The sequence below is a fragment of the uncultured Pelagimonas sp. genome (assembly GCF_947498515.1).
Lineage (GTDB): Bacteria > Pseudomonadota > Alphaproteobacteria > Rhodobacterales > Rhodobacteraceae > Pelagimonas.
The window spans coordinates 208,481-229,614 of sequence record NZ_CANMKO010000007.1; the positions used below are offsets into that span (position 1 = coordinate 208,481).

At 54.1% G+C, this 21,134-nt stretch carries 23 protein-coding genes; 16 read left to right on the forward strand and 7 right to left on the reverse strand.

Annotated elements, in window-relative coordinates; translation table 11 throughout:
• Positions 1 to 22: 22 nt before the first annotated feature.
• Together Q1A43_RS14675 and Q1A43_RS14680 are read left to right on the forward strand one after the other, a co-directional pair.
• Positions 23 to 919 (forward strand): D-amino acid aminotransferase, encoded by an 897-nt coding sequence (locus tag Q1A43_RS14675; RefSeq protein ID WP_299936372.1) that lies wholly within the window; start codon positions 23 to 25, stop codon positions 917 to 919.
• Positions 916 to 1,611, forward strand: a complete 696-nt coding sequence (locus tag Q1A43_RS14680) for an HAD family hydrolase (protein WP_299936374.1) — start codon at positions 916 to 918, stop codon at positions 1,609 to 1,611. The genes Q1A43_RS14675 and Q1A43_RS14680 overlap by 4 nt, the downstream gene beginning before the upstream one ends.
• On the opposite strand, the gene Q1A43_RS14685 is transcribed toward Q1A43_RS14680, so the two are convergent.
• Together Q1A43_RS14685 and Q1A43_RS14690 are read right to left on the reverse strand one after the other, a co-directional pair.
• Positions 1,601 to 1,885, reverse strand: coding sequence for an SCP2 sterol-binding domain-containing protein (locus Q1A43_RS14685; RefSeq protein WP_299936375.1), 285 nt, complete (start codon positions 1,883 to 1,885; stop codon positions 1,601 to 1,603). The genes Q1A43_RS14680 and Q1A43_RS14685 overlap by 11 nt on opposite strands.
• A gap of 135 nt (positions 1,886 to 2,020) precedes the next feature.
• Positions 2,021 to 3,247, reverse strand: a complete 1,227-nt coding sequence (locus Q1A43_RS14690) for an argininosuccinate synthase (RefSeq protein ID WP_299921872.1) — start codon at positions 3,245 to 3,247, stop codon at positions 2,021 to 2,023.
• Positions 3,248 to 3,373: 126 nt separating this feature from the next.
• On the opposite strand from Q1A43_RS14690, the gene Q1A43_RS14695 reads away from it, so the two are divergent.
• Positions 3,374 to 4,135: a hypothetical protein gene (locus Q1A43_RS14695; RefSeq protein ID WP_299921874.1), complete on the forward strand. Its 762-nt coding sequence runs from the start codon at positions 3,374 to 3,376 to the stop codon at positions 4,133 to 4,135.
• 36 nt (positions 4,136 to 4,171) lie between these two features.
• A complete protein-coding gene (ilvA, locus tag Q1A43_RS14700; RefSeq protein ID WP_299936376.1) occupies positions 4,172 to 5,398 on the forward strand; it encodes a threonine ammonia-lyase IlvA in 1,227 nt (408 codons plus the stop codon).
• Between the two features lie 24 nt (positions 5,399 to 5,422).
• On the opposite strand, the gene Q1A43_RS14705 is transcribed toward ilvA, so the two are convergent.
• Positions 5,423 to 5,758, reverse strand: coding sequence for an Hpt domain-containing protein (locus Q1A43_RS14705; RefSeq protein ID WP_299921878.1), 336 nt, complete (start codon positions 5,756 to 5,758; stop codon positions 5,423 to 5,425).
• Positions 5,759 to 5,890: 132 nt separating this feature from the next.
• Here Q1A43_RS14705 and Q1A43_RS14710 point away from each other — a divergent pair, with 132 nt between their 5' ends.
• Positions 5,891 to 7,198, forward strand: a complete 1,308-nt coding sequence (locus tag Q1A43_RS14710; protein ID WP_299936378.1) for a SpoIIE family protein phosphatase — start codon at positions 5,891 to 5,893, stop codon at positions 7,196 to 7,198.
• Here Q1A43_RS14710 and Q1A43_RS14715 read toward each other — a convergent pair.
• Entirely contained in the window at positions 7,195 to 7,626 is a 432-nt protein-coding gene (locus tag Q1A43_RS14715) for an NUDIX hydrolase (protein ID WP_299936380.1), read from the reverse strand. The two genes, Q1A43_RS14710 and Q1A43_RS14715, sit on opposite strands and share 4 nt — an antisense overlap.
• An 80-nt stretch (positions 7,627 to 7,706) precedes the next feature.
• Here Q1A43_RS14715 and Q1A43_RS14720 point away from each other — a divergent pair, with 80 nt between their 5' ends.
• From Q1A43_RS14720 to Q1A43_RS14760, 9 genes are all read left to right on the forward strand, one after another.
• Entirely contained in the window at positions 7,707 to 8,681 is a 975-nt protein-coding gene (locus Q1A43_RS14720; RefSeq protein WP_299936381.1) for an Hsp33 family molecular chaperone HslO, read from the forward strand.
• The gene (locus tag Q1A43_RS14725) at positions 8,668 to 9,270 is read left to right on the forward strand and encodes a CoA pyrophosphatase (protein WP_299936382.1); all 603 of its coding nucleotides are present in this window, start codon (positions 8,668 to 8,670) and stop codon (positions 9,268 to 9,270) included. Before Q1A43_RS14720 ends, Q1A43_RS14725 begins: the two co-directional genes overlap by 14 nt.
• Positions 9,267 to 10,430, forward strand: a complete 1,164-nt coding sequence (locus tag Q1A43_RS14730; RefSeq protein ID WP_299936384.1) for a CCA tRNA nucleotidyltransferase — start codon at positions 9,267 to 9,269, stop codon at positions 10,428 to 10,430. The genes Q1A43_RS14725 and Q1A43_RS14730 overlap by 4 nt, the downstream gene beginning before the upstream one ends.
• A gap of 165 nt (positions 10,431 to 10,595) precedes the next feature.
• Positions 10,596 to 12,473: an ABC transporter ATP-binding protein gene (locus Q1A43_RS14735; protein WP_299936386.1), complete on the forward strand. Its 1,878-nt coding sequence runs from the start codon at positions 10,596 to 10,598 to the stop codon at positions 12,471 to 12,473.
• Complete coding sequence (locus Q1A43_RS14740) at positions 12,470 to 14,305, forward strand: ABC transporter ATP-binding protein (protein WP_299936389.1); 1,836 nt, start codon at positions 12,470 to 12,472, stop codon at positions 14,303 to 14,305. Before Q1A43_RS14735 ends, Q1A43_RS14740 begins: the two co-directional genes overlap by 4 nt.
• Entirely contained in the window at positions 14,302 to 14,829 is a 528-nt protein-coding gene (locus tag Q1A43_RS14745) for an AAA family ATPase (RefSeq protein WP_299936392.1), read from the forward strand. Before Q1A43_RS14740 ends, Q1A43_RS14745 begins: the two co-directional genes overlap by 4 nt.
• A 7-nt stretch (positions 14,830 to 14,836) precedes the next feature.
• Positions 14,837 to 16,069 carry a class I SAM-dependent RNA methyltransferase gene (locus Q1A43_RS14750; protein WP_299921892.1) on the forward strand — a complete coding sequence of 411 codons (1,233 nt, stop codon included), beginning with the start codon at positions 14,837 to 14,839 and terminating at the stop codon, positions 16,067 to 16,069.
• Positions 16,070 to 16,082: 13 nt separating this feature from the next.
• Complete coding sequence (locus Q1A43_RS14755; protein WP_299936394.1) at positions 16,083 to 16,874, forward strand: ion transporter; 792 nt, start codon at positions 16,083 to 16,085, stop codon at positions 16,872 to 16,874.
• Positions 16,875 to 16,940: 66 nt separating this feature from the next.
• Complete coding sequence (locus Q1A43_RS14760) at positions 16,941 to 17,438, forward strand: L,D-transpeptidase family protein (protein WP_299936396.1); 498 nt, start codon at positions 16,941 to 16,943, stop codon at positions 17,436 to 17,438.
• A 24-nt stretch (positions 17,439 to 17,462) separates the two neighbouring features.
• Here the strand turns inward: Q1A43_RS14760 and Q1A43_RS14765 are convergent, their stop codons facing one another.
• Entirely contained in the window at positions 17,463 to 18,041 is a 579-nt protein-coding gene (locus Q1A43_RS14765) for a CAP domain-containing protein (protein WP_299936399.1), read from the reverse strand.
• Positions 18,042 to 18,210: 169 nt separating this feature from the next.
• Between Q1A43_RS14765 and Q1A43_RS14770 the strand changes: the two genes are divergently transcribed.
• Positions 18,211 to 18,810 carry a L,D-transpeptidase gene (locus tag Q1A43_RS14770; RefSeq protein ID WP_299921900.1) on the forward strand — a complete coding sequence of 200 codons (600 nt, stop codon included), beginning with the start codon at positions 18,211 to 18,213 and terminating at the stop codon, positions 18,808 to 18,810.
• A 142-nt stretch (positions 18,811 to 18,952) separates the two neighbouring features.
• Positions 18,953 to 19,144, forward strand: coding sequence for a ferrochelatase (locus Q1A43_RS14775; RefSeq protein ID WP_299921902.1), 192 nt, complete (start codon positions 18,953 to 18,955; stop codon positions 19,142 to 19,144).
• Positions 19,145 to 19,207: 63 nt separating this feature from the next.
• Here Q1A43_RS14775 and hemH read toward each other — a convergent pair whose 3' ends face one another.
• Both hemH and Q1A43_RS14785 read right to left on the reverse strand, forming a co-directional pair.
• A complete protein-coding gene (gene hemH / locus Q1A43_RS14780) occupies positions 19,208 to 20,245 on the reverse strand; it encodes a ferrochelatase (protein ID WP_299936402.1) in 1,038 nt (345 codons plus the stop codon).
• 54 nt (positions 20,246 to 20,299) lie between these two features.
• Positions 20,300 to 21,124: a methyltransferase domain-containing protein gene (locus tag Q1A43_RS14785; protein ID WP_299936405.1), complete on the reverse strand. Its 825-nt coding sequence runs from the start codon at positions 21,122 to 21,124 to the stop codon at positions 20,300 to 20,302.
• Positions 21,125 to 21,134 lie beyond the last annotated feature (10 nt).

Consider the following 21,134-nt stretch of genomic DNA (forward strand, 5'->3'; position numbering starts at 1 on the left):
ATCCCGCCGATAGGGTGGGCGCATGACAGAGGTATCGACACATCAAGCGCTAGAAGATGCGCGCAATGACACCATCCAGATTTGGGTGAATGGCACATTGAAACCCCGCGCTGAGGCTACGGTTAGCGTATTTGATTCCGGCTTTATGCTCGGCGATGGCGTTTGGGAGGGGTTGCGTCTCTATGACGGGCGCTGGGCGTTTCTTGAGGAACATCTGGATAGGCTGTTTGAAGCGGCCAAGGCCATTGACCTTGATATTGGGATGGACCGTGCGGCTGTGATCGACGCGTTAGAAGAAACGCGTCTAGCAAACGGGATGGCCAGCGACGCACATGCGCGGCTAATGGTGACGCGGGGCGTGAAAACGCGGCCCTTCCAACACCCGTCGCTGAGCCAGCAAGGCCCAACTGTGGTCATCATCATGGAGCATTCCCGGCCGTCGATCCCGCGCCCACTGAAGCTCGCCACGGTTCCCCATATTCGCGGCCTGCCGATGACACAGGACCCAAAGCTGAATTCCCATTCGAAACTGAACTGTATTCTTGCTTGTATCGCCGCTGAAAAGGCCGGCGCGGACGAAGCGTTGATGTTGGATATCAATGGATTTGTGAACACCACAAACGCTTGCAATTTCTTTATCGTGCGCAAAGGCGCGGTTTGGACAAGCACCGGCGACTACTGCATGAACGGGATCACACGTCAAAAGGTGATTGATCTATGTCGCGCCAACGACATTCCGGTGTTCGAACGCAACTATAGTCTGGTCGATACTTACGGCGCGGATGAGGCGTTTTTGACCGGAACATTTGGGGCGCAAACCCCGGTGTCGGAAATAGATGGTCGTCAGATTGGTACGGGCGAGGCCGGGCCAATGACACTTCGTTTGCGCGCGCTGTACAAGGACCTCGTCGCATCATGAAAATCGCAATGTGGAGCGGGCCGCGCAATCTTTCGACGGCGATGATGTACGCCTTCGGCAATCGCTCGGATTTCGCCGCTTGGGACGAACCCTTTTATGCCTCCTATCTGAAACGCACTTGCATTGATCACCCGATGCGGGACGAGATTGTTGCAACTCATGACGCCGATCCAGTCTCTGTTGGGGCCAAATGTGCCGGTCCCGTACCGGACGACAAGCCACATTGGTATATGAAACATATGGGCATCCACATGGATGATACGCCGCTGGAATGGGCCAAGGAGTGCGTTAATGTCCACCTGATCCGCCATCCTGCTCGTGTCATTGCGTCATACACGGCAAAGCGTGAAAACCCGACTTTGCACGATATCGGGTTTGCCCAGCAGGTAGAGATTTTCGACCGCTTCCCCGGTCCGGTGATCGACAGCGCCGATATTCGAGAAAACCCAGAGCGTATGTTGCGCAGACTATGCGAAGCTATCGATTTGGATTTTGATCCCGCGATGCTGATCTGGGCTGCGGGCCCGCGAACCTTTGATGGCGTTTGGGCCAAGCATTGGTACGGGGCTGTCCACCAAAGTACGGGTTTTGCCGGAACCGAAGGGGCTTTGCCGATACTTGAAGGACAAGCCGCAGAATTATGCGACGCTGCCTTGCCATTCTACAGGAAACTGGCCGCTCTCAAGCTTTGAGCAAATCGGCCAATTTCATTGCCACAGCCGGATTGCCGCTGATCTTGATCTTGCCCATCATGACAGCGGTCATCGGGTTCAAATTGCCTGACAAAAGCTTGATCAGATTGTCGGACGACAGTTTCAATGTGCAGTCTGTGTCCTGTTCCTGATCGCTTGCTGTGCCATCTGCCAAAACGATGACCCCGTCCTCGCCGCAATCAAACTTCAACGAACCTTCAAAGCTCTTGGTTTCCAGCCCTTGCTGAAGGCGCGGTAGCAGGTCTTGTAACATCTTATTCCCCTTGGTTTCTCAAACCGGTAGAGGGCGCGCTTGACCCAATCAAGGGTAACGTAAGGTCTTACGCTGCGGCACAAAAAAACGCCCCGAGGTTTCCCCCGAGGCGCGATGTTTCACGTTAAACGGGCCTTAGCCTTTCAAGCGACGATTCCGAGCGGCCAGCAGTTTCAAACGCAGGGCGTTCAACTGGATAAAGCCAGCGGCGTCTTTTTGATCATAGGCACCCGCGTCATCCTCAAATGTCACGTGCTCTTCGGAATAAAGCGAATGATCAGAGGCGCGCGCCACGGTAAAGGCAGAACCTTTGTACAGTTTAAGCGTCACAGTCCCGGTCACATGTTCTTGTGACTTATCAATCGCGGCCTGAAGCATTTCGCGCTCGGGCGAATACCAGAACCCATTGTAGATCAGCTCGGCGTAGCGTGGCATCAGGCTATCCTTGAGATGGCCCGCGCCGCTGTCCAATGTGATCTGTTCGATACCGCGATGCGCTTCGAGAAGGATCGTGCCGCCGGGTGTTTCATAGATACCGCGGGATTTCATGCCAACAAAACGGTTTTCAACGAAATCAAGACGCCCGATCCCGTGCTTGCGACCATAGTCGTTCAGCTGGGTCAGAATGGTCGCTGGCGACATGGCCACGCCATTGATGCTAACCGCGTCGCCTTTTTCGAAACCAATTTCGATGATTTCTGGTGTGTCTGGCGCATCTTCTGGGGCGACCGTGCGCTGATACACATATTCAGGGGCCTGATCGGCCGGGTCTTCCAGAACTTTGCCTTCGGACGACGTGTGCAACAGGTTCGCATCGACCGAAAACGGCGCTTCGCCGCGCTTGTCTTTAGCAATTGGAATCTGGTTCTTCTCGGCAAAGTCGAGCAGGGACGTGCGCGAGTTCAGATCCCATTCACGCCATGGCGCAATGCATTTGATGTCAGGGTTAAGCGCATAGGCGGCCAGTTCGAACCGAACCTGATCGTTACCCTTACCGGTTGCGCCGTGGGCAACAGCGTCAGCACCGGTTTCTTCGGCGATCTCAACCAAACGCTTAGAGATCAGCGGGCGGGCAATCGACGTGCCCAACAAGTACAGGCCTTCGTAAACTGCATTGGCGCGGAACATCGGGAAAACGAAATCACGTACAAACTCTTCGCGCACATCTTCGATAAAGATGTTCTCAGGCTTGATGCCCAGCATTTCGGCTTTGGCGCGCGCTGGCTCAAGCTCTTCGCCCTGACCAAGGTCGGCGGTAAATGTCACAACTTCGCAGCCATATTCAGTCTGCAGCCATTTGAGAATGATCGAGGTATCAAGGCCGCCGGAATAGGCCAGCACAACTTTCTTGGGCGCGGTCATGGAACTGTCCTTTAATGGGATTTTTCGCGGGTTATCCGGTTTTCGCCTCCGGGGCAAGGCTGACAGGTTGACAGAATGCTGCGGCGTGTTAGCCATTTGCCAAATGTTTCAAAGCGTGAGGGTGCCATGAAGGGCTGGTTGATATTTAAACATTCGTTTTCGATGGTTCTGCGCAATTGGCAAGAAGCGGTAAAAATTGGGCTTCTTCCCGTGTTGATGATCGTCGGCTTGGCGATGCTTGTGTTACGTGGTGCGGCCTTCGAATTAATGCAGGGCACAAACCCCGAAGACATGGAGCATGTCTTTACGCAACCGGGCTTGATCGGTGGTTTTACGGCTGTTTGGCTGTTCGCAATGTTTGCGATACTGACGGTGATTGTGAGCTGGCACCGCTTTGTTTTACTTGAAGAATACCCCGAAAGCTGGGTCCCAAAATTCCGCACCGGTGTGGTATTGGGGTATTTTGGCCGGATGCTTCTCATCGGTATTCTGGCCTTGGTTATGATGATTCCCCTCGGACTTGTGGCCGGAATGATGATGGCGATACCCGGTCTCGGATGGATTGCTCTGATCGCGGCCTATCTGTGTGTTGCGATTGTGATTTATCGGGTCATCGCAATTTTGCCCGCCGCGGCGATTGGAGAGCCAATTACTCTGGGCCGAGCGTTTGAGGCGACCAAAGGCGCGAACATAGATATTTTTGTGCTGATGTTGGTATCGTTCGGGGTGAATATCGTGTTCCAATTGGCCGTTGGTGCTGTTGCAGCGGTCTCGCCAATCTTAAGTGGGGTGCTTTCAATTCCGGTGTCTTTGGCTTTGGCGTTGGTCAATGTCAGCGTACTGACAACGTTTTATGGTCACTATATTCAAGGCCGTCCTATCGACTGACTTGCGCGCGGGCGGCGTCTGCTGCACTCATCAGGAATGAGTGATTTTCAGGACAAAGCCCGCCAAGCCACAGCAGCGATGCGCGAAGTATTTCCCGCAACGCCGCTATTGCGCAACGATCACCTGTCTCAACGTTTTGACGCCGATATTTGGTTAAAACGTGAAGATATGAGCCCGGTGCGCAGCTACAAGTTGCGCGGCGCGTTGAATGCAATGCGCAAGCAACAAGACAAAGGGCTTTTTGTCTGCGCCAGCGCGGGTAATCATGCCCAGGGCGTTGCCTATATGTGCAAGCATTTTGATGTGCGCGGTGTGATTTTCATGCCTGTCACAACCCCACAGCAAAAGATCCAAAAAACCGGAATGTTTGGCGGGGAAAACGTCGAAATTCGCCTAGTCGGGGACTATTTTGATGATTGCCTATCGGCGGCTCAGGCGTTTTGTGCATCCGAAGGCGGACATTTTTTATCACCATTCGACGATGAAGATGTGATCGAAGGTCAGGCCAGCGTCGCGGTAGAAATAGAGCAACAACTTGGTCGTGTTCCTGATCATATGGTTATTCCGGTTGGCGGTGGTGGTTTGAGTTCTGGGGTGCTGAGCTATTTTGGAACGCAGACACAGTATACTTTTGTGGAACCATCGGGTGGTGCGTGTTTGCGGGCGGCTTTGCAGGCGGGGAAACCTGTTGCTCTGCCGCGTGTAGATACATTTGCCGACGGAGCAGCTGTGGCCCGGATTGGCGAAAAAACTTTTGCTATTCTCAAAGGGGTCGGTCTGGCGAATAGCCTGACTATTCCAGAAGACCGCCTTTGCACAACAATGATCGAAATGCTCAATGTCGAAGGCATTGTTTTGGAACCAGCCGGTGCCCTGTCGATCGATGCATTGCAAGATTTGGGTCAAGCGATTCGTGGTAGAAGCGTTGTGTGTGTGGTGTCCGGTGGAAACTTTGATTTTGAGCGTTTGCCTGAGGTTAAGGAACGTGCGCAGAGGTATTCCGGTGTCAAAAAATACTTTATTTTGCGGCTACCGCAGCGGCCGGGGGCACTAAAAGATTTCCTTAATCTACTGGGTCCCGATGATGATATCGCGCGTTTTGAGTATCTAAAAAAATCTGCGCGAAATTTCGGATCCGTCTTGATTGGAATCGAAACCAGCGAGCCAGAACAATTTACCCGCCTGTTTGAACGGCTCGACACAAATGGCTTCACCTACCAGGACATTACTGAGGATGAAATTCTGGCTCAATTTGTCGTCTGATAGCTGGCATTCGCCAGACTGGAATCAGGCCGCCAAGCGTCCTGGCAAGTCCGCCTGAAACTGAATGCGCGAGGAATCAAATGTTTCTCGAACATCTGTGGGGCTTACAACTTCGGGTCGACCAGTGGATGCGGCCTTTTCGCCTTTTAGGCAAAGTTGAGCCAGGCTCTCGAATCCAAGATTGAGAGCAGCGCCTTTGAGAAAATGCATCTGCTCTTCTGCAATGACGGGGTCCGTTGCGCCAGCTTCAAAAATTGCGATGGCGCTTTCAACTTCGTCCAAGAATAGTTCCACAACCTCGCCAAAATCCTCAGCTCCGATCTCTTCAACCAGTTCTTCTACGCGTGACCAATCGATCATAGGGCACCTCCTGTACGGCAAATTACAGGCGAGAAAGTGAACAAGACGTTTCTGATACAAATGCATTAAGTTGCATTTTAGATTTCAGTCGCCGTTAAGGGTCTGACGGTACGACCTAGCTGTGATCAATCCATGCGCAAGGGAATCGCCGTGCAACCTGACCCTGTCAACATTCCAGCTACACAAACGGGTGCCGTTCGTGTCGTGCTGATCGTTGATGATAGCAGACTGCAGTTACGAATTATGACCGCCATGCTTAGCCGCATGGGTTTTGAGGTCCTTTCAACCGACTCTGGCGTCAAGGCTCTGGAAATCTGTGCCGAGCAAAAGCCTGATTTGGTTTTGTCGGACTGGATGATGCCAGAAATGGATGGACTGGAACTTTGCCGTCGTTTTCGAGAGATGCAAAGCGATAGCTACGGCTATTTTATTTTGCTGACGTCCAAAAGTGAAAAGGGTGATGTCGCCGAAGGGTTGGATGCCGGAGCCGATGATTTCCTAACCAAACCGGTCAATTCTCATGAACTGCGCGCACGCATCAACGCTGGTGCACGGGTCCTTTCGATGGAGCGCCAGCTTTCCGATAAAAATCGTCAAGTTTCTGAGGCGCTAAATGAGCTTCAGGAAATTCACGAGGCGATCGACAAAGATTTGCGCCAGGCGCGAACAATTCAACAATCTCTAGTACCGGAACGTGTCTGTGAGATTGCTACGTCACGGGTCAGTTTGCTCTTGCGCCCCTGTGGACATGTTGGTGGTGATCTCGTTGGGATGTTCCGTCCGGGCTATGATCGGCTTGGGCTCTATAATATTGACGTTTCTGGCCACGGCATCACCTCTGCAATGGTGACGGCTCGGGTCGCGGGCTACCTTTCTAGCAACTTTCCCGACCAAAACGTCGCGCTGGAAAAGCGGTTTGACCGATTTTATGCTATGCGTGAACCGGCTGAAACCGCGTGCCTTCTCAACCAGCGATTGGTGGCCGACCCCGGTGTCGAAGAATACCTGACAATGGCGTATATTGCGGCAGATCTCCAGACAGGTCGGGTGCGTATGGTACAAGCGGGTCACTCACCACCAATGGTGCTACGCGCCAATGGCGATGTTGAGTTCTTCGGGAATGGTGGCCTGCCAATTGGCCTTGTTGATCATGTTGATTACGATCAACATGAATTTCAAATGCATTCTGGCGATATGCTGCTTCTCTACTCTGACGGCTTTACCGAAGCTGTCATGAAAAACGGCGAGATGCTGGGTGAAGACGGGCTGGCGCAGTTGTTTAAAGAAGCGTCCAAATGTGGCCAAGGGCCGGATTTGGTAGAAGATATGTTTTGGCGACTGACCTCTGAAATGGAAGATTCAACAAAGCTTGGCGATGATGTCTCGGCGGCACTATTGGAATTTGATATTCTAGATGAACCTGTCGAGAACCCGACCTAGAGACAAAATTTTCGGACAAAAAACGCATCACCTTCGTTTTCAAGTCGCGATATTGCGTCATGTGTCGCGTGCCAAACCGCGGTGTGATCGGCTTCTGGAGGGTCATCCAATCGTACAATCGGTGCGGCGCAAAAAATGGTGCATAGCTTTTCAGCCCAAAGGTCATATTCCGGCATATAGGTAAACCGGCGGTAGGCACCTAGTCGTGTGACCCGCCCAATGCGCCACCCGGTTTCTTCGAATACTTCGCGGTGTAGCGCCGCAATTGGGTGTTCACCGGGGTCGATGCCACCGCCTGGTAGTTGCAACTCTGGTCCTGGGGCTTGTTCCGTTAAAAGCAAGCGGCCAGATTTGGGCAATATTGCATAGGCCCCAGGGCGGATTTTGTATCGCCGCCCGGCTTTGGGCGGGGTTCCAAAGCGCATCATCGCGACTTGCCCCTTTGCGTTTGTCTTGATCGTCCCTATATGGCTGCGATATGCCAGTCTCCGGCAGATAAGGAAACCCCATGAGCATCGGCAACAAAATCGCTTGGGACGACACAGTCCTGCCCTTTCAGCTTGATCGCACCGACATGCGTGGCCGCGTGGCCCGTTTGGACGGAGTGCTATCTGGCGTTTTGAAACAACACGAATACCCGGAACCGGTCGAGGCGCTGGTCGCTGAAATGGCGTTGCTAACGGCGCTAATCGGGCAAACCATTGATCTACGGTGGAAGCTGTCCCTTCAGGTTCAGACCAAAGGCGCCGTGCGTATGATTGCCACCGATTATTACGCTGCCGACAAAGAAGGTGAGCCAGCTCGCATTCGGGCCTATGCTAGCTTTGATGCCGATCGTTTGACCAAAGATGCACCGTTCGAACAGTTGGGCGAAGGTTATTTTGCGATCCTGATTGATCAGGGCAATGGCACCAAACCTTATCAGGGTATCACAGGCCTAACCGGTGACAGTTTGGCCGAATGCGCAACCGCCTATTTCGACCAGTCGGAACAATTGCCGACACGGTTCTCTTTGTCCTTTGGCAAATCCCAAGAACCGGGTGTTCCCGAGCATTGGCGCGCAGGTGGCATTATGTTGCAGCATATGCCCAAGGCGTCGCCGTTGATGAAGGGCGCGGAAAACGTCAAAGCCGTGGCCGAAGCGACAAGCGCTGAGACCGAAGAGAATTGGAACCGCGTCAACTTCCACTTGGATACGGTTGAAGAGTTGGAAATGATTGGCCCAAACGTGACGCCAACCCAGTTGCTCCTTCGGTTGTTCCACGAGGAAGAGCCGCGGGTTTTTGATGCTCAGCAGGTCAAATTCGGCTGTACGTGCTCAGAGGATCGTGTGCGTCAAAGCCTTTCGATCTATTCCGCAAAGGACATCAAGACGATGACGACCGAAGAGGGCACCGTTACGGCGGATTGCCAGTTTTGTTCGAAGCATTATGTTCTCGACCCAAAGACAGTTGGGTTCGAAGCAAAAAATGACGGCGCATGACCAAATAAATATATTGAAGGCGGCGCTGGGCGAAGGTTCTGCGCCGTCTTCCGACTTTGATTTGAACCCGGACGTGGTTTTGCCTGCTGGTCGTAAACTTCGTCCGGCGGGCGTTTTGGCGGCCTTTCAGGTTGGGTCACAGGGACTGGATTTAATTCTGACCAAACGTTCTTCACGCCTAAAACATCATCCGGGCCAAATCGCCTTTCCCGGAGGCAAGGTGGATGAGGGCGACGCGGATGTTGTCGCCGCTGCTTTGCGTGAGGCGGATGAAGAAATCGGGCTTCATCCCAACAACGTTGAGGTGTTGGGAAAATTGCCGGGCCATGAAACCGTTACCGGGTTTGACGTCACGCCAGTGATTGGTTTGGTCAAAGCGAATTTTGACCCGGTGCCAGAACCGGGTGAAGTTGATGAGGTTTTCACGGTGCCTTTCACACATATCGCCAACTCAGACCTGTTTTCGGTGCAATACCGCCGTTGGCAAGGGCGGCGTCGGCACTACTATACCGTGCCATTTGGACCCTATTATATCTGGGGCGCAACGGCCCGAATCCTGCGTGGTTTGGCGGATCGGATCGTTGAATGACGGTTGTCACGGGTGAATGGCTTTCTGCTCCCGGCGCTCAAAAAGTGATGGGGCTGCTCGAAACCGCTGGTTTTCATGCCTATGCCGTTGGCGGTTGTGTGCGAAATGCGCTTTTAAATGAACCTGTTGCAGATGTTGATATTTCCACGGATGCCCACCCTGAAACAGTCTCTAACCTTGCCAAAAAGGCCGGTCTCAAGGTTGTTCCAACGGGCATTGAACATGGGACGGTTACCGTTGTTGCCGATGGGGTCGGCTACGAGATCACCACGTTCAGGGCGGATGTCGAAACCGATGGCCGTCGCGCTGTTGTTCGATTCTCGGATGACATCACCGAAGACGCGCGTCGCCGTGATTTTACGATGAATGCGTTATATGCGGATCGGAATGGCGTTGTTCTGGACCCGTTGGGTGGATTGCCAGATTTGGCTGCGCGCCGATTGCGATTTATCGAAGATGCAGAGCGCCGCATCAAAGAAGATTACTTGCGTATTCTGCGATTCTTTCGGTTTTTCGCATGGTACGGCGATCCGGCTGAGGGGATGGATGCCGAAGCCCTTGCTGCGATAGCCTCTAACCTTGATGGATTGGCAACGCTTTCTCGTGAGCGTGTTGGCACCGAGCTTGTTAAACTTTTGACAGCGCCGGACCCGGTCATGGCCGTGGCGATAATGGAGCAAACCGGCGTGTTGAGCGCAGTCCTTCCGGGTGCCATTTCCAAACCGTTGGGTCCTTTGACATTCAACGAAGAGGCTATGACTCTATCGCCCAATGGCCTCCGACGTTTGGCTGTTTTGGGGTTTTTTGATGGATCGACCTTGCGGTTGTCAAAGGTCAAGCAAAGGCAACTTGCGCAATATCAGAGCCTGATGTCGAGCTCCGAGGGGCCGAATGAAATGGCCTACAAGTATGGTGTTGAAGTCGCTCTCGACGCAATTGCGTTGCGCGCGGCCAGCTTGGAACAACCGGCTAGCCTTCCTGATTTGGAAACGCTTCAGGCGGCGTCAAAGCAACGTTTTCCAATCAAGGCGCAAGATTTGATGACTGATTTTTCCGGGGCGATTCTAGGTCAAAAGCTGAAGCAGCTTGAAGAACGTTGGGTCGCGTCCGATTTCACCTTGGACAAGGACGCCCTGTTGGCGAAGCGCAACGAGGGGTGACAAATGTATCTTTCTGCGCTATCAGAGGGCGAACCTTAGGAGGATAGATGATGGATCGAGACAGGATTTTTACCAGCTTTAGCTGAGCCTGTCTGCGTTTGTGGTCCGGCTTAGCCAGACCCGCACCACCATCATGATTACCGCTCTATTTCCGAGGGCCTCCCAATGTTCCGCTATTTCGAAAATCTTGTAGATCCCTATTCTGACTACCCCCAAGATGACACGCCACCCCGTCGCGTTGTGCCATTCCTCATGTCCTATAGTCGCCCGTTCTACCGGGTGTTTGTCGCTGCTGCGATCCTGTCGGTTATCGTCGCCGCCGTTGAAATCGGCCTGATCTGGGCAATGGGTTGGGTTGTTGACATCCTGTCCGGAGATCCCGCGCAAGTTTGGCAAGAACACGGAACAAGCCTGCTGCTTTTGGCGGTGTTTGTGCTGACGCTACGCCCCGCCATTCAGGCACTTGATGTCTTGCTGCTCAACAACGCGGTGCTACCCAATTTAGGGACGCTTATCCGCTGGCGGGCGCATAAACATGTTCTGCGTCAATCCGTGGGTTGGTTCGAAAATGATTTCGCCGGGCGCATCTCCAACCGCATTATGCAAACTCCGCCTGCCGCTGGTGAGGCTGTGTTCCAAGTCTTTGATGCCATCACCTTTTCAATCGCTTATGTGGTTGGTGCCTTGGTCATGTTGGGCGATGCAGACCTGCGTTTGATGGTGCCTTTGCTTGCGTGGCTGGTGCTTTATGGCCTGTTGTTGCGTTGGACCGTGATCCGCGTTGGAAGCGCGTCCAAAGCGTCATCCGATGCGCGTAGCAAGGTCACCGGCCGTGTCGTTGACGCCTATACCAATATTCATTCGGTCAAGATGTTCTCTCATCACGAGAATGAGCTGGACTACGCCAAAGAGTCGATCGAAACATCGCGGCAAACCTTCATGCATGAAATGCGCCTCTATACCTTTATGGATGTCGCATTGGTAACGCTGAACGGGTTTTTGATTGTCGGCGTTGTCGGCTGGGCTTTTGCGCTTTGGATGCAGGGCGAGGTGTCTGCTGGCGTGGTGGCTGCGACAACTGCATTGGCGCTGCGTTTGAACGGTATGACCGGTTGGATCATGTGGGCGCTGACAACGTTTTTCCGCGAACTCGGTGTCGTGGCCGAAGGCATGGAAACGATTGCCCAACCCATTGATCTTGTTGATGCGCCGGATGCGCGGCCTCTTGATCTGACGAATGGGAAAATCGAAATACAGTCTCTAACACACCATTATGGGCGTGAATCCGGTGGGCTTGAGGATGTGTCTCTTACCATCAATCCAGGGGAAAAGATCGGGTTGGTTGGGCGGTCCGGGGCCGGTAAATCAACTTTGGTCAAGCTGTTGCTGCGGTTCTACGATGCTGAAAAAGGTGCGATCTTGATCGATGGGCAGGATATTTCCGAAGTTACCCAAGATAGCTTGCGTGCCCAAATCGGGATGGTCCAACAGGATAGTTCGTTGTTGCACCGCTCGGTGCGTGACAACATCCTTTATGGCCGCCCCAATGCGACCGAAGCCGAAATGCTCAAGGCGACACAACAAGCCCAAGCTCATGACTTCATTCTGGATTTAGAAGACCCAGAAGGGCGCAAAGGCTATGACGCCCATGTTGGCGAGCGCGGCGTGAAACTGTCTGGCGGTCAGCGTCAGCGGGTTACACTGGCGCGAGTTGTTCTGAAAAACGCTCCGATCCTGATGTTGGACGAGGCCACGAGCGCGCTTGATAGTGAGGTCGAGGCCGCCATTCAGGAAACCCTATATGGGATGATGCAGGGCAAGACCGTCATTGCCATTGCGCATCGCCTAAGCACAATCGCCCAAATGGATCGCATACTGGTCATGGATCAGGGGAAAATCGTCGAGCAAGGCAGCCATGACGTGCTTTTGGCGCAAGGTGGATTATATGCCAGTTTCTGGGCGCGGCAGTCGGGCGGGTTTTTGGACCCGGATGAACCGGTCGATGCGTCTGACAAGACCAAAAAGACAAGGGCAGCGGAATGAACGTAAAAGATTTGATCAGGCCGTTTCAACGCGATGACACGCCACCGCCAACAACCTTGATGGCGTTCATTCGGTGGGCGTTGAAGGGCGCTTGGCCGATGATTGTTGTGGCGGCGATCCTCTCCGGGACTGCCGGCGCAATGGAGGCCGTCACTGCCTACTTTATGGGGTCGGTTGTTGATCGCGCTGTTGAACTTGGGCCGCAGGCGTTTTTCACCGTCGAAAATGTTGGATTCGTTCTAGCGGTTACCGTGTTTTTCTTGATCGTGCGGCCGATCACGTTCGGGCTATCCTCGGTGGCCAACAATTATGTGGTGATGCCAAACATCCCACCTTTGGTGCTGTCGAAACTCAACCGCTGGACCCTCGGGCAATCGGTTAGCTTCTTTGACAATGATTTCGCCGGTCGCATTGCACAAAAACAGATGCAAACAGCGACCTCGCTGACAATGGTGGTTTCTGAAACCATTAGTGCGATAGTCTTTGCTTTTGCGTCTTTGGTGGGGTCATTGCTGTTGCTTGCGACCATCGACTACCGCGTTTTGGTCGTTTTTGCGGTGTGGTTGGTGGCTTATTTTGCACTGATCCGGTGGTATCTACCGCGTATTCGCACACGTTCGGCGGCGCGGGCTGGGGCGCGGGCCAATGTCAGCGGTCAGGTTGTGGACACGATCACCAATATCAAAACCGTGAAACTCTTTGCCTCTGATCGCCACGAAGAACTGGCGGCGCAGGATGCCATGGTGGGTTTGCGGGAAAAATCGCTGGCCTTTGGGGCTTTGTCGGCCAGCTTCCGGTTCTTTCTGATGATTTTGGCCGGGGCATTGCCGGTGATCTTGGCCGGGGCATCGTTGCTTTTGTGGCGCAATGGACTGGCCACAACCGGCGATGTGGTGGCCACGGCAGCGGTCGCGGTGCGTGTGTCGCAAATGACCGGCTGGGTCAGTTTCACCTTGATGGGGCTTTATGCCAATGTCGGCGAAGTTGAAAACGGCATGAAAACCCTTGCCCCGGCTATTCGGGTCGAGGATCAGCCCAACGCCCAAGCGCTTGCGGTTGCCAAAGGTGAGATCGACTTTGATCAGGTGACCTTTGCCTATGGCGGTGAAACTGGCGGTGTCAAAGACATCAAACTAACCGTGAAACCCGGCGAAAAGCTGGCTGTGGTTGGTGCATCAGGGGCGGGAAAATCGACGCTGGTTTCATTGTTGCTCCGGCTGTTTGACCGTGAAACAGGCTCTATTTCCATTGACGGGCAAGACATCGCAGAGATCAGCCAAGACAGCCTTCGCGACGCTATTGGAATGGTCACCCAAGAAACCGCGATGTTCAACCGATCCGCGATGGAAAACATCCGATATGGCCGCCCAGAAGCCACAGACGAAGAGGTGTTCGAAGCTGCGCGGCGCGCCTCGGCGCATGAGTTCATTCTGGAGCTAAAAGATCACGAGGGTCGTGTCGGTTACGATGCGCGTCTCGGCGAGCGTGGCGTCAAACTCTCCGGTGGTCAGCGACAACGCATCGCCTTGGCCCGTGCCATCCTCAAAGATGCGCCGATCTTGGTGCTGGACGAAGCCACAAGCGCCCTTGATTCAGAAGTCGAAGCCGAAATTCAGGAAGCCTTGACCGAGGTGATGCAGGGCAAAACCGTGTTGGCCATCGCCCACCGATTGTCGACCATCGCGCAGATGGATCGCATTGTTGTGCTGGAACAGGGTCACATTGTGGAACAAGGGCCGCACGATGTGTTGTTGGCGCAAAATGGCCTTTATGCGCGCTTTTGGGCCCGTCAATCGGGTGGCTTTCTTGATCCGCAACAAGCGGCCGAATGAAACGCGTCATGATTGTGGGCCAGCCGGGAGCCGGAAAGTCTTGGCTGGCGCGGACGCTCGGGGAACGTACGGGCCTGCCTGTTCAGCATATCGATCTGATCCATTGGCAACCAGGTTGGCAGGAACGTCCCAAGACCGAAAAGCTGACACTGATCCATCAGGCTGAAATGCGGGAGAGCTGGATTATCGAAGGTGGCTTGTCTGCAACCTACAAGCACCGCCTGTCGCGGGCTGATACACTGATCATTCTGGATTTCCCCCTGAGGTTTCGGGCATGGCGGGTGTTTGTCCGCACGCTCAAAGACTATGGGCGCAGCCGAGCGGACCTTCCTGAGAACTGTCCGGAGCGGTTTAGCTATGAGTTCTGGAAATGGATTTGGGACACGCGCCATACCGGGCGGGCGCAGAACCTTGCCCTCATTGAACAAGCAGGGCCGGATGTGGCGGTTTTTCACCTGTGTAACCGGCACCAAGTGGCGTCGTTTGTAAAAAACCTCGACCTGCCCGACAATTCAGGGCAATAGGCAGCGCATGCAGCGTTTGATCATTGAAAGACTGGGGCACAAAGGCGACGGGATCGCTTTAGACCCTACCATTGGCCAGATTTTCGTCCCCGGCGTTTTGCCCGGCGAAGAAGTCGACGGCATTGTTGAGGGCGGTATCATGGCCGCGCCCAAAATTGTCACGCCATCAGATCAGCGGGTCAAAGCGCCCTGCCGTCATTCAAAATCCTGCGGCGGGTGTCAGCTCCAACACGCGCATGATGATTTTGCCAGCAACTGGAAAACCGACGTGGTCCGGCGCGCGCTTGTTGCGCAGGGGCTTGAGACAGACATTCGCCCATGTATCACATCCGCGCCTCAAACCCGTCGCCGCGCGTCGTTTTCCGCGAAACGCACCAAAAAGGGTGCGCTTGCGGGGTTCCACAAAAAGGGGTCGGATGTTGTCATCGCCGTGCCCGATTGCCAGTTGGTGTCACCGGCGATTGCTGCGTCCCTGCCTTTGGTCGAAGAGCTTGCCGTCTTGGGCGCAAGCCGCAAGGGCGAGATTTCGGTTCTTGTTACCGAAAGCCTCTCGGGGCTTGATGTCTCGGTAACCGGCGGCAAACCGGTTGATACACCGCTGCGTGAGGCGCTGGGCGGTTTGGCGCGCAAATACAATCTGGCGCGCGTGACATGGGATGACGAAGCCCTAACCCGTTTGCCTCCAATCCAACGGTTTGGCACCGCCGATGTGACCCCACCCCCCGGTGCATTTTTGCAGGCCACGCCAGATGGCGAAGCGGCGCTGTTGTCATCGGTACGAGAGGCGCTTGGCCCGGTGAAATACGTCGCCGACCTCTTCGCAGGATGCGGCACCTTTGCCCTTCCTCTGGCCCAAGATTCCCGCGTTCATGCGGTCGAAGGTGACAAAGCGATGACTGCTGCGCTTGATCACGGATGGCGCAATGCGCAGGGGCTAAAGCAAATCACTCACGAAGCGCGCGACCTGTTCCGAAACCCGTTGTTACCGGATGAGTTGGACAAGTTCGATGGCATCGTCATCGACCCGCCGCGTGCCGGTGCCGAGGCGCAGGTGGAACAATTAGCACGTTGCAAAATCCCGCGGATCGCTTTTGTGTCTTGCAATCCGGTGACATTTGCCCGTGATGCTGCGCGCCTTGTTGCCAATGGGTATCGGTTGAACTGGGTACAGGTGGTTGATCAATTCCGCTGGTCTACCCATGTCGAGCTGGCAGCTGAATTTGAATATACGCGTAAGTGATAAGAGGTAAGTGATGGGCCTGCGCAAACGCCTTGGCGATTTTCTGGATGAACCTCGGACGCAATACGCAATCATTGCGGTTATTTTGCTCAATGCGATCGTTCTTGGGATGGAAACATCCGAGACGTTGATGGCGCGTTGGGGCGGGATCATTATCTTTATCGACAAACTGTGCCTTGCGATTTTCGTCGCGGAGATTGTGATCAAGCTAGTCGCGCGCGGTTGGCGGTTCTTCCTAAATGGCTGGAACCTCTTTGATTTCGTGATCGTTGGGATTTCCTTGGTTCCGGCTGGGCAAAGCGTGTCCGTACTGCGGGCGCTGCGTATCTTGCGAGTGATGCGCGTGATTTCCGCCGCCCCGCGTTTGCGGCGCGTTGTCGAAGGCTTCATCACCGCGTTGCCCGGCATGGGCAGTGTCTTTTTACTGATGGCGATCATCTTTTACATCGGCGCTGTTATTGCGACACGGCTCTTTGGTGAAGCTTTCCCCGGGTGGTTCGGGACCTTGGGTGCCTCCGCCTATTCCTTGTTCCAAATCATGACCTTGGAAAGCTGGTCGATGGGCATTGTTCGCCCAGTGATGGAGGTGTTCCCCTACGCTTGGGTGTTCTTTGTCCCGTTTATCATTGTGACGACCTTTGCCGTTGTGAACCTGTTGGTCGGTTTGATCGTGAACTCGATGCAGGATGCGCACGCTGAAGAAGATGTTCTGAAAACCGACGCCTACCGCGACGAGGTTTTGGAGCGGCTATCGGCAATCGAACGCCAGCTGACCAAACGTGATCAGAACCAACCCAAACGCTAACGAAATCGTGCGCTGTTCGAAGACGTCAAAATGTTGTACATTGCCAAGAAAAATCGAGGCAGTGTAATGCGGTTTATCAAGTTCTTCATGGTGCTGATATTGGCGCTGGGCGTATCTGGATGTGCGTCAAAGTTCAAAACCTATAACGGACCCGAAGTGACGCATGTGATCGTCAACAAGGCCGAGCGTCGTATGTTCTTAATGCACAAAAATAAAGTGCTCAAAGACTATCGGTTTGGACTAGGCTTTGCCCCCGTTGGCGACAAGAAAGTGCGCGGAGACGGCAAAACACCCGAAGGCGATTACTTCATTGATCGCCGCAACCCCAACAGCAAGTTCTACCTCAGCATTGGGATTTCCTATCCCAACCCACGGGATGCGGCTGAGGCAAAGGCGCTTGGCCGGTCGCCGGGCGGGGATATTTTCATTCACGGCCGACCCAACAATCGCAAACGGCGACCCGGTCGGGATTGGACGGCTGGCTGTATTACGGTCACCAACAGCCAAATGCGTGATATCTATGCGATGGTCAAAGATGGAACGCCGATCCGGATTAATCCGTAATCGGCACCTTGTTAGCCAAACGGCTTACCCTGCCGAGATGTTCGTGTCTGGCGTTGTCGATGCGACACCGGGGATCGGGGCCAAATTGGGCGCGCCTAAAACCATGGTCCACCAGATTTTGCCATTGCTCTCCTGATGCCAGGCAAAGCCAAGGTCTTGGGCCGTTGGGTCAAGAATAACCGTACGTGTCGAAGGTTCTTCCATCCAAGCTGACAGTGTTTGCAGCTCGGTTTCATAGGTTTCGGAAATCGTTTCGCCAACCAAACGACCTTGGTATCCAACGCGCTGCACCCGATCGATTGGGGACGAGCCATCAGAGCCAAAATGCCAAGGGCGGTTTTGCACCGACATGTCGCGCGAATGGGTGGCCGCCGCGGCGTTAAGCTTGGCATTCATCTGAAGTGTTCCAGCTCCGGCTGCCTGCCGAAGAGCATTTACAGAGTCTAGCACCCTAAACTGAATGCGATTCGCTGCACCCGGACCAATGCGGTAAATCTTGGTTTTTGGACGTCCATCCGCCCCTAGCGGAGCTTGCTGCGGGGTGCCGCCACAAGCCGCGAGGGCAACGGCCGAGGACATGGCAAGAAAGGCGCGACGGTTCATATGACTGCTCTTAAATCGTTCTGTTGCGGCAATCTTTAACGAACCTAGCGTTGCCAATCAAACCCACATCGGCGTGAGCATGCCTGTTAACAAGTGTTTGAATTGCGACTGAGGCTTTCGCGCCATATTATGGCCGCTAAATGTATTTGGTCTGAGAGGAGCTTGGACAATGAAAAAGCTGGCAGGACAAAATTTCAGTCGCCGTGCCTTTATGGCTGGCACTGCCGCTGCAATTGGAACTCCGGTTTTGGCCCAAGATGTTGATGGCCAAGGCACGGTAGAGATTGAAAGTGATGTTTCCGCTCTCGTTCGTCGAAACATTTCAAGCTTTCGGACGCTGGATTGGCAACCCTATTTCACCAACCTTACCAATGGGGCGATCTTGGTCGACCTGTCGTCAAGAGCGTTACATTATTGGGAAGAATCAGGAACTTATCACCTGTACCCCTCTTCTGTTCCCTTGACCGAAGATCTCACACGTCGCGGTCGGACCTCGGTTATCCGTAAGGTCGAAGGCCCGTCTTGGCGCCCAACCCCGTCGATGCGCAAACGTAACCCCGAGTGGCCGGAATTTGTCGGTCCGGGTCCGGATAATCCACTTGGGACACATGCGCTGTACCTGAGCTGGACGTACTACCGAATCCACGGAACGCATGATACGCGCAAGATTGGCCGTCGCTCTTCGAACGGTTGCATCGGTCTGTACAACGAGCATATTGCACAACTTTTTGGAATGGCCAAAGTTGGCACGCAAGTGTTGCTTATTTGACGACACTATGGCGGTGGTGATGTCCACAGCATTGGAGGCAATTGCATTTTCCGATAATTGCTGTTTAGACAGACTCACGAGGAAAGTCTTGGGAGCTTGTTGAGCAATATCTGATTCAACAGGCGAATATCTGGAGAAGAACATGAAAAAAATCGCACTCGCCGTCGCATTTGCCGCCGCAGCATCCACCGCAATGGCCGGTTCCTACGCCAAAGACGACGTTGTAATGGAGCCTGTTGTTGTTGTTGAAGAAACACAACAGTCCTCTTCGTCTGCTGGGATCGTTATCCCTCTGCTGCTGATCGCCGTTCTGGCCGCAGCTGCAACTCGCTAAGAGTTTCGGACTACAGTTTAAAAGGCGGCGCGACGGTGCCGCCTTTTTCTTTTGGGGTGTCGATTATTTGATCCACCCGCCGAGGTTTTCGGTGATTACCTGGCAAAGAGCGTCGATATGCTCGGGGTTGTCATTGAGGCACGGAATATAGCTGAACACTTCGCCACCGGCATGTTCAAAGCTTTCATAAATCTCTTCGTTGATCTCTTCTAGCGTTTCGATGCAATCGGCCGAAAACGCCGGTGCAATCACGGCTATTCGCTTTTTCCCTTGCTTTGCCAATTCGGCGACATGCTCGACCGTGTAGGGCCGTAGCCATTCTTCGTTGCCGAAAACCGATTGGAAGGTGGTCACGATCTTATCCTGATCCCAGCCCAGACGTTCACGCAACAAACGCGACGCTTTCTGACACTGGCAATGATAGGGGTCGCCTTCGCGTAGATACCGCTGTGGCATGCCATGATACGACACCACCAAAACATCCGGTTCGTGATCCAATTTGGCATAGCCCTCTTCGACCGATTTGGCCAATGCCTCGATATAGGCGGGATGCTCAAAATAGGGGTCGATGGTGCGCGCTGTGGGTTGCCGTTTTTGCTCCATCAGGGCTCGGAAAAACTCGTCATTTGCGGTGCCAGAGGTCGCACCGGCGTAATGCGGGTAAAGCGGCACAAAAAGAATGCGCGTACAGCCGGCTTTTACCATGGCATCCACCTTGGATTTGGTCGACGGATTGCCATAACGCATGCAAAAATCGACCATGACCTGATCGCCATATTGCTCAGCCAGCTTTTCAGAAATCGCTGACGTCTGATCCCGTGTGATGGTCATCAACGGGCTTTCATCCTTCTCGGTGTTCCAGATCGAGCGATAAGCCTCGCCCGAGGTGAAGGGGCGTTTAGATAGGATGATCAGCTGAAGAAGTGGTTGCCATTTCCATTTTGGAAAATCGATAACCCGTTGATCCGACAGAAATTCGTTTAGGTATCGGCGCATCGACCAATAGTCGGTCGCGTCGGGAGTGCCTAGGTTCGCCACCAGGATTCCGACCTTTTGTTTTGGAAAGGTAGGGTGGTCAGCGGGTTTGATCATATCGGGCATTTTGGGTCCTCGGCCTTGGCGTCACACTCGTAAGTATCGTTTGAAACGGCTGCGTCAATCTTTGAGCGGTTTTTCAACGGTTCCAAGCGCATCAGCGAGGCGTTGCGCCGCAGATCCGGGGCGCAAAGGTTTGGGTTGGCTGTCATCTGGTGACCATCCGGTCAGTGTGATCATGTCAAAGGTTGCAGGAATACGGCCGTCCTCTGTTCCGAACTCTTCTATGTATAGCTGAATTGCCCGCAAAAGCACCGCGCGCTGTGTCGGATGACGCAACCGGTTGTGCAACGCGTTGGTTTCCCCCATCGCGCGCAGCTCGTGCATCAAATGCAATGGGCTTTGGTAACTGGCGGTCAATGGCACGCCGTCAGCAACCGGAAGGTTCAAGCCAGCCCGTTGAAGCAATCCGCCAAGGTCCCGAATCTCGCCCATTGGCGCAACACGGGGGGCAAGACCACCTGTGACTTCGGACTCTGCTTGGCCCAAAGCGGCGCGCAATTCGTGCAATGTTTGCCCGCCAAATGTCAGCCCAAGGAAAAGCCCATCCGGACGCAACGCGCGGCGGCATTGGATCAACTGACCAACCGGATCGTCGGCCCAATGCAGCGCGAGGGCGTGAATAACCAAATCATGCGCGCCCTCTTTTAGGTCAAGCATCTCGTCATCAGTGACAATGCGTGCCTTGGGGAACACAGGTCGCCAAACCTGCGCAAAAGGTGTGACGATCGCCACATCCGTAAACTCTCTGTTAACCATCAAGAGCCGATCCTGCACTTCGTCCAGTGCGGTTTCGTGCAGAAACAGCGCAGGCTCACGCCCCAATGCGCGGGTGCGATTGCGGTTCAGGGCGTGGCGGTCGGTCAGGCGCGGTGTTTGTGACATGAAAGGCAGA